The organism is Nonomuraea sp. bgisy101 (assembly GCF_057708945.1).
The window spans coordinates 177,283-190,586 of sequence record NZ_JBYITD010000019.1 but is presented as its reverse complement, the minus strand read 5'-3'; the positions used below and the strand labels follow the sequence as shown (position 1 = coordinate 190,586).

Sequence of the window (13,304 nt, the reverse complement as noted above, 5' to 3'; positions counted from 1 at the left end):
GAGCATTCGACCCGAGAGCAGGCGCGGTTGTCCAACAATCGACACGCCGACGACCCACAACCAACGGTGGTTCACACGGCCGACCTGGATCTCGCTACGGTCCGCGCCTTCGTCGCCGTCACCGAGGACCGCTACTTCAGCGAGGCCGCCGCCACGCTGGGCATCACGCAGCAGGCCGTCTCCAAGCGGATAGCGAAGCTGGAGTCCGACCTCGGCGTGCGGTTGTTCTCCCGTACGCGCACAGGGGCCGAGCTCACGAAGGACGGCGGGGCGTTCCTCCACCACGCGCGCGCCCTTGTCGGCATCGCCGACCAGGCGCTCGAGATGTTGCAGGCCCGACGCCGGTCACTGCGCGTCGACGTACTGGACACCCGGCTGGCGTCCCTCGACGTGATCCGGGCATTTCACCAGACCGCCGAGGGTGTGGAGATCGACATCGTCACCTCCAACGGGCTCAGATCCGCCCGCGGCGCGCTCGCCCACGGATCCATCGACGCCGCCTTCGCCCGGGTCAGCGGGACACTGGAGGACGATCTGGTGTCCATGCCGGCCTACCTGGAGCAGGCGCACCTGCTGGTGGGGCGCGACCACCCCCTGGCGGGCCTGCCACAGGTGAAGACGGCACAGCTGTCCGGGATGACCGTGTGGATGCCCGGCAACGCCGCCGGCAGCGAGTGGGCCGAGTTCTGGGACCTCTTCGGCGCCGCCTTCGACATCCGGATCGACACCTCCGGCCCCGACTTCGGCTGGGAGTACTTCGTGGAGGAGGTCGGCGCAGGCGAACGCATCGGCCTCGCGGGCGAGTGGTGCCGCCTGCCCAGCCATCCGCGTACTGTCCAGATCCCGGTCATCGACCCCGCGCCCATGTACCCGTGTTCGCTGCTTTGGCACCGGCAGAACCATCACCCGGTGCTGGCCCCGCTCACCCGCTTCATCGAGAGTCGCTTCCGGCCTTACGACCCGCGACACCAATGGCTGCCGGCCCCCGACCGCGCCACCTTCACCATGGACCTGGACGGGGGTTTCTCGCCTCCTACTTGATGGACGTGCAGTTGACTCGGGAGGGCCGCACCGTATGCCGTGCGGGCGGCCTGGACACCGCGTGGCTATTCGCGGGGCAGCGTGCGGGCGAAGTGGGCCGCTGCGGCGTCCGCCGCCGTCGTGACCTGCGGTTCCTGGTCATAGAAGGCGAACTGGTCGCCCTCGGTCCAGACGAACTCCTTGGGACCGGCCAGCGCCGCGTGGAAGCGCCGCGCCCCGTCCGGGATGGCGGCGTTCTCGCTGTGGACGAGCAGGACGGGCTGGGTGAGGCGGGAGGCAAGGGAGATCGAGTCGTAGCCGAGCCAGCCCGGCCATGCCATCACCGCGAAGCGGTTGGGCCACTGCGGGAGCCCGCCGCGGTCGGGGTTGAGGTAGAAGTCGATGTCGAACGGCATGGCGGCGCGAGGGTCGGAGCCGCTGACGACAGGCACGTACTCGACCTCGCCCGTCGCCTCGTACTTCGCGCGTGCCCGTGCGGCATCGGCGAGCTTGCCCGCGACGCCCTCCTCGCCGCCGTACACCTCCCGGCAGATCTCGGGGTCGTGCAGCCAGGGCGCGACGAGCGCCAGCGACCGGACGCGGGGGTCGTCGACGGCGTTCCCGCTCATGTACATCGCGGCCGCGCAGACGCCGAGGGCGCCGAGACGGCCGGCGTCCACTGCAGGATGTTCGGCGAGGAAGGTAACCGCGTGGTTGATGTCGCGGACCTTCCGTTCCGGCACCTCGTAGTCGCGAGGCTCGCCCTCGGACTCGCCGTAGCCGGTGAAGTCGAAGGACAGGGCGGCGAACCCGCGGTCGGCGAGCCGTTCGGCGTACCGGTCGGCCATCAGCTCCTTGACGCTCGTCCAGGTGCCCGCCACCACGATGCCCGGCACCGGGCCGGCGCCGCTGGGCAGAAACAGGTTCCCGGTCAGCGCCACGTCGCCGGCGGAGAACTTCACCTTCTGCACGGTGGTCATGAACGTTCGCTCCTTCGATCAGTTCGCATAGGTCAGTTCGGCTTTGGTGATGGACGAGCCGTCGACGGTGAAGGCGTAGTAGGCATCGAAGCCTCCCTGGCCGCCGGGGGCGAAGCGCACCAGGAGGCGCTGGTGACCGGGCCGGTTCTCGGCGACCCTGATGACGGTCAGGCTTCCGCCGATGACCTCGGCCCGGGCCCAGTCGCGGATCGCGGCGCGGCCCTTGAAACGCCGCCCGACGTCAATGAGCTCCGCGTCGGCGGCGAACGCTCCAGCCAGCGCGTCGAGGTTGCGGCCGTTGACCGCGCTGACGTAGGTGTTCACCGGCGCGAGCAGCCCGCCCGTCCCTTCCTGCGGGGTGTCCGCGCAGGCGGCAGGCGTCTTCGCGGGGTCCTCGGCGGACAGCTCCCGGGCGACGGCCTTGATGTTCTCCTGCACGATGGTCGGAAGGTCCGCGACCGGCGGATAGCCGGGGTAGGCGCGGTCCAGCTCGGCGATGATCGACTTCTGCTCGCCGGGGCCGACCGTCCTGCCCTCGGGCGAGTCCGGGGCGACGGTCGGCCGGACCAGACCGCGGAACACCTGGAGATACCGGCGCTGCTCGTCGATCAAGGCGCGGGCCGGGCCTGCGGTACCGTGTCCCGGGTACATCGTCCTGGCCCCGGGGAAGCGCCTGCCGAGCTGATCGAGGATCTGGAGCCAGCCGCAGCTGGTCCCCTCGATCAGCGCGGGCGTGACCTTACCGGTCGCCAGGTCACCGGAGAAGAGATCGCCGGTGTCGGGACGGTAGTAGACGTCCGCGGTGTCGGACTCGCCGTGGGCGAACGTGGCGGTCTCGAAGCGGAGGCCGCCGGCCTGCAACGGTGCGCCGTCCTCGAAGGTCCGGTCGGCGTAGGTGAGCTTGGCGGGGAAGTCCGCGTTCGCCGAACGGGCCAGCGGGTAGAAGCCCCGATCGTCCTCCCGCATCGTCTTGTCGGTCGCCTTGGACGCGTAGATGGGGGCCTGGGGGAACGCTTCGTGGAAGGCGGCCGCCCCGCCCACATGGTCGGGATGGGAGTGGGTGAGCAGGATGGCGGCGACCGGCTCGCCGGTCTTCTTGATCTCCGCCACCGCTTTCCTGGCATCGGTCGGCGTGCGCAGGGTGTCGATGAGGACCAGGCCCTCCGGTGCCTGGATCCAGTAGGTGTTGACCGAACCCGGGTTGGACGAGGCGAAGCGTCCCGGCTCCGCCTTCCGCGCGGGCGGCGCCGCGGGCCTGTCGTCGTTCGAACAGCCCGCCACCGACGCGATCGCGCATGCGGCGGCGGAGCTTGCGGCGAGAAGGCGCCGCAATCTCTGGTTCATCTGGAGCCTTCGTGAAGTCGGGATGCGAGGGGTTCAGCGGAAGTCGTCCGCGTGGGCCTGTGCCCACTGCTCGAAGGTGCGGGGCTCGCGGCCGGTGACCTCGCGGACGGTCGGGCGGACGATCGACTCGTCGAGCGAGCCGTTCACGTAGAAGTCGAAGAACGCGTCCACGTACTCGACGGGCATGGTGGCGAGCAGGTCGGTGCGCGCCTCCTCGTTCGTCAGGCCCACGAACTCCAGATCGCGGCCGAGGACCTTGGCCAGCACGGCGACCTGGTCGACAGGCGGCATCGCGACCGGACCGGTCGGCCGGAGGATCTCGCCCCGGTACTCGTCCGACAGCAGCGCGCGGGCGGCGACGGCCCCGATGTCGTACGGGTCGACGCTCGCCGTGCGGACGTCCGGGAACGGGACCCGCACCCGATCGCCGGACCGGAGCTGCGGCAGCCAGCGCAGGGCATTGGACGTGAACGCGCTCGGCCGCAGGAACGTCCACGGCAGCCCGGACTCCCGCACGGCGGACTCGGACGCGGCCATGAAACGGGTCACCGCGTTGGTCATGTCGCCGCTCCCGGCCGAGCCGCCGGACAGCAGCACGACCTGTTCCACTCCCGCACGCCGGGCCTCGGCCACCAGGCCCGGCATGTCCTCGTACCCGGGGAGCAGGAACACCGCGCGGGCCCCGCCCAGCGCTCCGGTCATGCTCTCCGGCCGGTTGAGGTCGCCTGTCACCGCCTCGACGCCGTCCGGCAGCGGTACGGTGCCCGGCTTCCGCACCAGCGCCCGGACGGGTTCACCGGCCGCGGCCAGGGCCCGGACCACTTCGGAGCCGACGTTGCCCGTCGCACCCGTAACCAAGATCATTTCATTGTCCTTCACAGGGCGTGTACTAGGGGAGGGGCCTTCACAGGGCGTTCACCAGGGGAGGGGACGGCCGTCGCGGAAGAACCCGCCGGTCGGGCCGTCGTCGGGCAGCGTGGCCGCCCAGACGACACCGGCCGCGCCCTCGGAGACGGGACGGCCGCCCGGGCCTCCCATGTCCGTCGCGACCCAGCCCGGGCAGATCGCGTTCACGAGGACGCCGTCACCGCGAAGCTCCGCCGCCAGCATGCGGGTCAGGGCGTTGAGGGCCACCTTGGTGGTGCCGTACGCCGGGGTGCCGCCGCCCATGTTGGTCAGCGAGGCCGCCTCGCTGGACACGTTGACGATCCGGGGGTGTGCGCTCTCGCGCAGGAGCGGCAGCAGCACCTGGATCAGCCGCCAGGGACCGTACAGGTTCGTCTCGGCGGCCTCGCGGACGACGTTCAGGTCGGCGGACGCGCCGCCCTGCCAGGTGTCGTAGGTGATGGCGGCATTGTTGACCAGAACGTCCAGCCGCCCGTACCGCTCGGCGACGGCGGCCGCCGCCCCCGCGATGTCCTCCTCGGAGGTGACGTCGAGCCGTAGCGGGACGACGTCACCTCCGAGTTCCTTGGCCGCGGTCTCGGCCGCCTCCGGCGATCGGGCGGTGAGGAGGACGGTGTGGCCGAGTGTCGCCAGCTCGTGGCAGACCTCCCGGCCGATCCCCCGGTTGCCGCCGGTCACGAGGGCGATCATCCGTTGCCCGCCGCCAGGGACATCAGGTTCCGGTTGCCGTCGGCCCAGGTGGTGGTCATCACCACAGCGCTGATCTTCCACGCGCCGTCCGACCGGGCCAGGTCGAAGCGGTAGGTGCCGCCCAGCGTCCACAGCGGTGAGCCGAACGGATTGGCGAGGCGGTGCGTGGCCTGGAACGACGCCGTGCAGAGCGCGGTGGCGCCGTCGACGGTCACCAGGTGGTTCGTGATCAGGTGCTGCGTGGCGTCGAACGCGCCGAGCAGGCCCGACCATGCCTCGACGATCTGCGCCGGCGTCAGCACGGCAGGCTCGCCGCCGTTCAGGCTGGTGTAGTCCAGGGTCACCGAGTCCGCGAACACCTCACCCAGGCGGTCCCATTCGCGCTGGTCGGCGTGCCATGCCATGCGGGTGCAGGTCTCGATGATCGCCAGGCGATCCTCCGTGGTGCTCATGCCGCAATCGTGGCGTCGACCTTTCCCGCACGTCCAATATCTGCTGTAATAGCCGACGGTTATGGATGCTCATCTGCGTGACATGAGGTATTTCGTGGCCGTGGCGGAGGAGCTCAGCTTCACCCGCGCGGCCGAGCGCCTGTTCATCTCGCAGCCGGCGCTCAGCAAGCAGATACGCCAGCTCGAAGAGCTGATGCGGGTGAGGCTGTTCGACCGCGACCGGCGCACGGTGCGGCTCACCGCGCCGGGCGAGGCGCTGCTGCCGGCCGCCCGCGAACTGCTCCAGCGGTGGGACGAGGCCCAGCGGGCCGTCGGCGACGCCGCCGCCGCCGAAGCCTCACGGCTGACCGTGGGCATGTCGACCAGTGTCGGACGCGGCCTCTTGGGAACGCTGCGGGAACGGTTCACCGAACGCCGTCCGGGCTGCGACCTGCGGCTGCGCCAGGTCAACTGGACCGACCCCACGGCGGGCCTGGCCGAGGGCGAGGTCGACGTGGCGTTCGTCTGGCTGCCGTTCCCCGGTCAGGACGATCTCAACGTCCGGGTCGTGGCCCGAGAGCCGCGCTGGGTTGCGTTCCGGCACGACCACTGGCTGGCCGAACGGGACGAGGTCGACTTCGCCGAGCTCCTGGACGAGAATTTCCTGGCGCTCCCCGAAAGCGCCGGTCCGCTGCGCGACCACTGGCTCGCGACGGACGAGCGGGGCGGGCGGCCGCCGGTGGTCTGCACGACCGTGACGAACGCCGAGGAGACCTTCGCGGCGCTTGAGAGCGGCGACACCATCGTCCTGCTCGCCGCCGGCAACGCCGAGATCTACCGGCGGCCGGGGATCATGACCATCCCGGTCACGGGTCTGTCCCCGAGCGTGCTCGCCCTCGCGTGGCGTCCCGGCGATCATCGCAGCGTCGTCCGCGACCTGGTCGAGGCCCTGTCGCCCGAGCCGCAGCGCCCCCGGACGTGATCCCCCGTACGCTCGCCGCCGATCACTCACGCCGGCCTCGCTCGGCGCCGACGATGAGCAGGGCACCCTTCCTCGCATCGTGGCCTCCGGGATGGGCTTCCGCGTGTAACCGTCAGGGCCGCTCACGTGGTGCCTTGTCATTGGGGGAGGATCGAGAGGCCGGACTGGGAGACGATGGCCTGGAGTGCGGCCACATGGTTCCGGTAGGCCTCGCGGCCCTCGTGCGTCAGGCTGAACCACGTTCTCGGGCGCTTGCCCACATGCCCCTTGCGGATCTTCACATACCCGGCCGCCTCCAGCGCGCCGGCGTGCTTGGACAGCACGGAGTCGCTGATGTCCAGGGTGTCGCGGACGAAGGCGAACTCGGCCTCGTCCGCGGCGGCGAGCAGCGAGACGATCTGCAGTCTGGTCGGAGCGTGGATGACCGGATCGAGCTGCCGGGTCATCGGTCGCTCGTCTCCGCCCGGCGAGCGGTCCTCTCGGACATCCACCGGGTCAGGACAGGTGCGGTGAGCGCCACGATCGCGACCATGATGACGCCCATGAACGTTCGGGGGTAGGCGAAGCCCAGGGCGCCGAGGCCGAGTGTCATCGCGACGCTCACGAGGGCGGTGGCGACGATCCAGCCGGCGAGACCTGCCCATGCCCATGGATCCACCACGGAGGGGTGGGGGCGCAGGGATTGGTCCCGCAGATCGGTGACGAACCTGAAGATGGCGACCACGAGACCGATCGAGAGCACTGGTACGCCGATCCACAGCGCCCACGGCGGTGTGACCTCGGTGAAGAGCTGCAGGCCCGCGACGAAGACCCAGACCGCCACCAGATACCACGACGGGAACATCGGCGGCGCGGATCGCAGCGCTCTGCGCTGCGTCTGCTGAATCTGGGCCAGCGACTGCGCGGCGTCTTCGGGGGTGATGTGCATGGCGGCCTCCATTTGCTTTCCAGTTCGGAAACTACTTTCTACTTTCCAAACCGTCAAGTACTTTCCCTGATGCGGCCACCACGGCGCGGGGATCGCGGCATGCCGTCCCTTGTGCACGGCCGCTGGGCGGTCGGCGGTCATTCATCGGGTTCAGCCGGGACGCCGGGGAAGCCGGCCATGAGTCGATCTTGAGTGCGTTTTCGCAGGTGGAGCCCGCTGTCAGTGGTCGATCGTGATCGGAGGGCAGACTGTCGCGGCGGGTGGTTTCCAGGCGGGCGTGGCCGCGGATCTCGGCGTCACTTCCGAGTCCCCCGGGTCGAGCGTGGACTGACGATCAGTGCGTCGCGTTGTGCGGAGCTCAGGCGGTCCGGCCTCGGGGTGATGGCGTACTCGCCGCTCTCGAGCCGCTCCACGGCGAGCGGGTCGGCGAGGATCGGACGGCGGCTGATCGCGTCCAGGGCGTCAACCGCCCGCTGGACGGGCCAGTCCAGTGCCGTAGCGAGGTCGTCCACGGTGAGTGGCCGAGCGGCGTACACCAGCGCGGCCAGCACCGTCAGCGCGTCGCGCACGACGGCGTCGGTGAGACCGCTGTCGTTCATTTGCTCGCTGATCCAGGAGAAGAACTGGGCCATCTGGCCCAGCCGGGTGCCGGCGGGCGTGCCGGCGCCGAAGATCTCGATCCCATGCCGCGCGGCCGCCGCGACCTCGGCGTGTGCCCCGGTGTCGGCTTGGAACGCCCGGAGCCAGACGTCGTCGTCGATGACGTACCGCTCGCGGCGGCCGGAATCCTGTGTGCGCCTGACCAGCTCGATCTCCTCGAGGTAGCCGATGGCCTTGGACACCGACGCCGGGCTGACCCGTAGCCGGCGTACGAGCTCGGCGGACGTCAGGCTCCCGGAGTCGGAGGTGAGCAGGCAGACGAACACGCGAGCGGGCATCCGGGGAAGGCCGGTCCCGACCAGCAGCGTCGCGAACTGCTCCACGAAACCGCGCACGAACTCGGCGGGCCGCCCGTCGGCGGGCGATTCCGTGGCGTGAATCGGTCTGCGGCGGCGGGCGCGCTGCCCGGCGGCCTGCTGGGCGCGGTCGGCGAGGTAGCCGCCTGGCGCGCTGTTGCGTGCCACTTCGCGGCTGATCGTGGACGTGGGCCTGCCCAGCCGCCTGGCGATCTCGGCGTATCCCAGCCCTTCGACCATCCAGATCGCGATCTGCCGGCGATCGTCGTGGGTCAGCCTGCCTCCGGGCATCGGCTCGCCCTCCTGTCGGTTCGGTCCACGGGTGCGTTCACCAACAGTACATTGCAACGGCTGGTCGACATGGATTGCATTCATCAACAACGCTGTTGCAACGATTGGCATAAAAGCCCAGCATTTCAAGGGCATCCTTGAGGCTTTTCGTTGACGATACTTGAAATGCAACGTAGCCTTTTCTCGCTTGGAAAGAATCGTGGCGAGACGAGGAACCCCTTATGGCAAGAGCGTTGGATGTGACCCGGATACGAGCTCGCGTCGCCGAGCTGCTCGCGGAGTACGAGATCCCGAGCGCCGCGATCGGCGTCCTGCGCGACGGAGAGATCACCGACTTCGCCGTCGGCGTCAAGAACATCTCCACGCGGGAAGCCGCGACGACCGGCACCGTCTACCAGTGCGGCTCCGTATCCAAGACATGGACCGCCCTCGCCTTCATGCAGCTCGTCGACGAGGGGAAAGTCGCCCTGGACGAGCCGGTGCGGACCTACCTCCCTGATTTCCGGGTCGCCGACCCTGACGTCAGCGCCAAGGTCACGCCCCGCCATCTCCTCAACCACACCAACGGCATCGAGGAGAGCTACGGCGATCCGGGCGAGGACGACGACGTCTACGAGCGCATGGTCGAGAACATCGCCGGCGCACGTCAGGTCCACCCCTTGGGCCACACTCACGGTTACAGCGCGGCCCTGGGCTACGCGATCCTCGCCCGCATCATGGAGGTGATCGACGGCAAGCGGTGGGACGACATCATGAAGGATCGTCTGTTCGACCCCTTGGGACTGACCTCGACGAGCAGCCGGCGTGAGCACGTGGACCAGGATCGGGCCGCGACCGGATACCTGATCCGATCCCTCGAAGAGGGCCCCATCCCATCACCGCTGGGCCACCTGCCGCGTTCCTTCGGCCCCGGAGGCAACGTCAACACGACAGCCCGGGAATTGCTCACGATGGCGTACGTCTTCCTCAACGAAGGAATGGCGCCGAACGGGACCAGAGTCGTCTCACCCGGCATCATCCGCGAGATGACGGAGTCGCGGGTCCCCATTCCTGACCCGTACATGTTCGGGCCGGAATGGGCACTCGGCCTCATCGTGTGCGACTGGCACGGCCAGACCGTCTACGCCCACGACGGCAGCGCGGTCAGCCAGAGTGCCCGCCTGCGGATCCTGCCGGAATCGAACATCGCCGTCTCGATGCTGGCGAACGCCGGGCCGCGCGACAGCTTCTACCGGAAGGTGTTCAACGAAATTCTGGCCGACCTCGGCGCGGTCACGATCCCCGACCTGCCGGAGCCCGACCCGGCCCTGGCCCTCGATCTGTCCAGGTACGAAGGCTCCTATGAGCGCCCCGGCACCCGCTACGAAGTGGCGGCCGAACGCGGGAGGCTCCACCTCACATTCACCCTGAACCCCATGGAGGCGCAACTCCTCAACAAACCAGAGCAGCTCGACTACGAACTGCTCCCGATCAGCGAGACCCACTTCTTGATGCCTTCGGACGATCCGCTCGAAGACCCTCAGACCGTCGCGATCTACGACTTCAAGAATGGTGTCGCACAGTATCTCCACATCAATTGCCGAGTAAATCCAAGAGTCTATGAGGAGGATGCCACGATGCACGTCATGGCTGTTTCCACGATTTCCGACAACGACGGTTTCTGGGATTCCCTGAAGAACGCATACGGCCGGCTTCCCAGGGGGGCCAGATGGACGCTGGCGGTGGCGAGCACCGACGGGACCAAGGCGGTGAACGTCATCATTCATGACTCGATCGACGGCGTCAGGAGCTTCTTCGAGGATCAGGCCGGCGCCTACGCCACGACGGAATACTTCGAGGCCGACGCGGCCAACGCGGTCGGCCTGCCCACGAAGTAGCGCCGTCCGCCCAAGCCGCGCCGGCGGCGACCTCGCCACGGTGCTCCAGCCACGACAGGTCAACGACGGTCCGACGCGCAGCTTCAAGATGGACCCATGGCCGGTTTTCCCCGTGTCTCGGCTGGACCCGATCCATCTGTCGGCGCGGAGAGGGTGAGCGCCGTATGAAGGGCGGCGGAGATGGCCGGGTGGGACTGGTTCCCGGCGCGGATCGCGACCTCGATCGTGCGGCCCTTGCCGGGCAGCGGGATCAGCGCGACGCCGGGGCGCGGCGCCCCCTGCTCGATACGCACCACGTCCGGCGGGCTGTGGCTCGAACGCGGGCCGGGCTTGGGACCGCTGGCCTCCTGGGTCCCATGACCGGCTATGGCTTCTCGATCCGTCCGCCGGCCCGCCAGCCGCTGTAGGTGGTGGTGAACTCGGACTTGTAGATGCCGCTGTTCCCGGTGGGGACGCACCAGGCAAGCAGGAACCGCCTCGGCCGGCCGTCGGAGTCGATGGAGAGGCTGTAGGTCAGGTACGAACGCGGGCTCGTCTCCGTGACGTCTCCGCCCATCCAGGAGTTGAGGAGGTCCCGGAGGAGCCCGCTCGTCTTGTCGATGGCCAGGGTTCCCGCGTAGGTGTGTCCCCGCCGTTTCAACCGCGTGGAGTTGGCCACGACCTCGCGGATGATCGACGGTCCGGCGGTGCCCGCGATCATCAGCGCGGTCCACTCGGGGTCGGCCGGTCGCAGGTTCGACAGCTGCTCGCCGCCCGGGTAGAGGCCGGCGCCGGATAGGACGACGTAGCGGGCCCTCGACTCCTCGCCGGCCACCACGCGCATGTCGAGGTCGTCCACGTGGGCGTTGTTCACCGTACGGCCGGTCGCCCTCGCGGCGGCATTGCTCTGGGTGAAGCCGCCCTCGTACGAGAAGTTCGCCGCCGGCGTGGCATCCAGCGCGAGGTCGAGGGCGGCGGCGAGCTCGGCGGTCGTCCGCGGCGGCTCAGGTCGCGCCGGAGCGGACGGCGACGACGATGAGGTGGAGGCGGATGACGATGCACGGGCGGGCGACGGGGTGGCGGGCGACGGGGTGAAGGATTGGCCCGGAGACCTCGGCGGGCTGGACGACGGGCCGGAGGACATCGCGGTGGCGCCGGAGGCGGAGCGCGCGGATGGCTCGGCCCCCTCCGGCAGGAACCGGAGGGCGGCGGCGGCCCCCACACCCAGGACGACCACGGCCGCGACGTACGCCATCGCGGTGCGGCGACCGCGGCCGCGGCTCGGCCAGGGGGCCTCCTGCACGGGAAGCACCCACGTGCGGTCCAGGCGGGCCGTCAGCTCGTCGACCCCGCCGATCCGCCACGCCTGCGACACGGCTGCGAGGACCTCCTGCGTGGAGGGCCGGGATAACGGATCCTTGGCCAGCGCCCTGTCGACCAGATCACGCAGAGGTTCCGGAACCGCCGAGGTGTCCACCGGGTCGTTGAGGACCCTGAGTGCCAGGACCTCGGGGCGGCCCGTGCCGTAGGGAGGCCGGCCCGTCGCCGCGTACGCGGCGAGCATCCCCCAGCCGTAGACGTCGGCGGGCAGCCCCGCCGGCGTGCTGCGATACTCCTCCGGGCTCACCCACCCGGGGGTCCCGATCAGGGTCCCCGACCGGGTCACCGACGTCCCGTCGAGCGCTCGGGCGATCCCGAAGTCCACGAGTTTGGGGCCGCTCCGCGAAAGGATCACGTTGGAGGGCTTGATGTCGCGGTGGACGACGCCCACGGCGTGAACGGAGACCAGCGCCTCCGCCAGTCCCGCCACCAGGCCGAACCACTGGTCCGCCACGAGGGCGCCGTTCGCCTGGACGTGGTCCTCGAGCGTCGGCCCTGGCACGTATTCGGCGGCCAGCCACGGGCGCGCCGCGTTCGCGTCGGACCCGAGGATCCGCGCGGTGCACACGCCCCGCACCCGCCCGAGAACGGAGATCTCACGCGCGAACCTCGCCCGGAACTCCGGATCCCCTGCCAGGGCGGCGTGGACCAGCTTGAGGGCGACCTGAACGCCATCGGGGCCGAGCCCGGCGTACACCACCCCCATGCCGCCCGCTCCCAGCCGGCCCACGATGCGGTACGGACCGATCTGCCGGGGATCATCGTTATCGATCGGGATCACTCGGAAGTTTTTATCCCATACTCGCGGCCGGTGCGAACAGGTGGCCGGCGACGACAACCGGACGAATGATCGGCTGACGGGCACGTCTGGTCGTAACCCGGCTGCCCCGACCGGTGCGATCTTGCGAGTCGCGGCACAGCCCCGAATGATGGTCCCCAACACATCGGACAAAGGCGGCATGGTGGACTTCACGCTCAGCTATCAACCCACTCCCGACGAGGTGTCGCGAGCTCTCTACCAAGGCGTGAGACGCCAGCTCAAGCGCGTGTATCTGGCGCTGCCTGCGGTCCTGGCGGCGTCGGGTCTGGTCTGCATCGTGGTCGGCGGGGTCAGCATCGGGATCGGGATGCTGGCAGGAGCCGTCGTCTTCCCCTTCGTCCTCAGCCTGTCGATCCGCCGGATCGCGAAACGACAGCTCACCTATCTCTGCGTGCCGACGACGCTGCAGGTGACCGACGACGGCTACGAGACTCGAACCGACCAGTCCACGGTCACGGCGCGGTGGTCCCTGTTCGGACGGATCGAGTCCACTCCCGAGTTCTGGCTGCTCTTCGTGAACAACCAGTGCACGGGCTTCCTCCCCAGACGCGCCTTCACCGGCGAGCAACAGGCCGAACTCGACGAGCTCTTCGCGAAGAAGACGAGAATCGGTTCGTGACGGCACGCGGGCGCGCGGACCTTGTCGGTGGTCCGCGCGCCGTAACAGCGGTTGAGGGGCCGTCCCGGCGGGGCCGAGGACCTTCCTGATCGGTGACGGCC

General features: G+C 69.5%; 13 protein-coding genes. 4 read left to right on the top strand and 9 right to left on the bottom strand.

Annotated features, from left to right (window positions below):
• Positions 1-27 precede the first annotated feature (27 nt).
• Entirely contained in the window at positions 28-1,041 is a 1,014-nt protein-coding gene (locus AC3EO4_RS32180) for a LysR family transcriptional regulator (RefSeq protein ID WP_431899106.1), read from the top strand.
• Positions 1,042-1,106: 65 nt separating this feature from the next.
• Here AC3EO4_RS32180 and AC3EO4_RS32175 read toward each other — a convergent pair whose 3' ends face one another.
• Genes AC3EO4_RS32175 through AC3EO4_RS32155 form a run of 5 tightly spaced genes read right to left on the bottom strand, consistent with a single transcriptional unit; the run spans position 1,107 to position 5,392 of the window.
• The gene (locus AC3EO4_RS32175) at positions 1,107-2,000 is read right to left on the bottom strand and encodes an alpha/beta hydrolase (protein ID WP_379567846.1); all 894 of its coding nucleotides are present in this window, start codon (positions 1,998-2,000) and stop codon (positions 1,107-1,109) included.
• An 18-nt stretch (positions 2,001-2,018) separates the two neighbouring features.
• Entirely contained in the window at positions 2,019-3,344 is a 1,326-nt protein-coding gene (locus tag AC3EO4_RS32170) for an MBL fold metallo-hydrolase (RefSeq protein WP_431899103.1), read from the bottom strand.
• A gap of 33 nt (positions 3,345-3,377) precedes the next feature.
• Positions 3,378-4,208, bottom strand: a complete 831-nt coding sequence (locus AC3EO4_RS32165) for an NAD(P)H-binding protein (protein WP_379567842.1) — start codon at positions 4,206-4,208, stop codon at positions 3,378-3,380.
• A 51-nt stretch (positions 4,209-4,259) separates the two neighbouring features.
• Positions 4,260-4,928 carry an SDR family oxidoreductase gene (locus AC3EO4_RS32160; RefSeq protein ID WP_431899101.1) on the bottom strand — a complete coding sequence of 223 codons (669 nt, stop codon included), beginning with the start codon at positions 4,926-4,928 and terminating at the stop codon, positions 4,260-4,262.
• A gap of 8 nt (positions 4,929-4,936) precedes the next feature.
• Positions 4,937-5,392 (bottom strand): nuclear transport factor 2 family protein, encoded by a 456-nt coding sequence (locus tag AC3EO4_RS32155; protein WP_379567838.1) that lies wholly within the window; start codon positions 5,390-5,392, stop codon positions 4,937-4,939.
• An 82-nt stretch (positions 5,393-5,474) separates the two neighbouring features.
• Between AC3EO4_RS32155 and AC3EO4_RS32150 the strand changes: the two genes are divergently transcribed.
• On the top strand, positions 5,475-6,353 hold the full coding sequence (locus AC3EO4_RS32150) for a LysR family transcriptional regulator (RefSeq protein ID WP_431899099.1): 879 nt from the start codon (positions 5,475-5,477) through the stop codon (positions 6,351-6,353).
• A gap of 137 nt (positions 6,354-6,490) precedes the next feature.
• Here the strand turns inward: AC3EO4_RS32150 and AC3EO4_RS32145 are convergent, their stop codons facing one another.
• From AC3EO4_RS32145 to AC3EO4_RS32135, 3 genes are all read right to left on the bottom strand, one after another.
• Positions 6,491-6,799 (bottom strand): winged helix-turn-helix domain-containing protein, encoded by a 309-nt coding sequence (locus AC3EO4_RS32145; RefSeq protein ID WP_431899098.1) that lies wholly within the window; start codon positions 6,797-6,799, stop codon positions 6,491-6,493.
• Positions 6,796-7,281: a hypothetical protein gene (locus AC3EO4_RS32140; protein ID WP_379567832.1), complete on the bottom strand. Its 486-nt coding sequence runs from the start codon at positions 7,279-7,281 to the stop codon at positions 6,796-6,798. Before AC3EO4_RS32140 ends, AC3EO4_RS32145 begins: the two co-directional genes overlap by 4 nt.
• 296 nt (positions 7,282-7,577) lie before the next feature.
• Complete coding sequence (locus AC3EO4_RS32135) at positions 7,578-8,528, bottom strand: GbsR/MarR family transcriptional regulator (protein WP_431899096.1); 951 nt, start codon at positions 8,526-8,528, stop codon at positions 7,578-7,580.
• Positions 8,529-8,749: 221 nt separating this feature from the next.
• Here AC3EO4_RS32135 and AC3EO4_RS32130 point away from each other — a divergent pair, with 221 nt between their 5' ends.
• On the top strand, positions 8,750-10,405 hold the full coding sequence (locus tag AC3EO4_RS32130; RefSeq protein WP_431899095.1) for a serine hydrolase: 1,656 nt from the start codon (positions 8,750-8,752) through the stop codon (positions 10,403-10,405).
• Positions 10,406-10,769: 364 nt separating this feature from the next.
• On the opposite strand, the gene AC3EO4_RS32125 is transcribed toward AC3EO4_RS32130, so the two are convergent.
• Positions 10,770-12,545 carry a serine/threonine protein kinase gene (locus AC3EO4_RS32125; RefSeq protein WP_431899093.1) on the bottom strand — a complete coding sequence of 592 codons (1,776 nt, stop codon included), beginning with the start codon at positions 12,543-12,545 and terminating at the stop codon, positions 10,770-10,772.
• A 40-nt stretch (positions 12,546-12,585) separates the two neighbouring features.
• On the opposite strand from AC3EO4_RS32125, the gene AC3EO4_RS32120 reads away from it, so the two are divergent.
• Entirely contained in the window at positions 12,586-13,203 is a 618-nt protein-coding gene (locus tag AC3EO4_RS32120) for a YcxB family protein (RefSeq protein ID WP_431899091.1), read from the top strand.
• Positions 13,204-13,304: the final 101 nt, after the last annotated feature.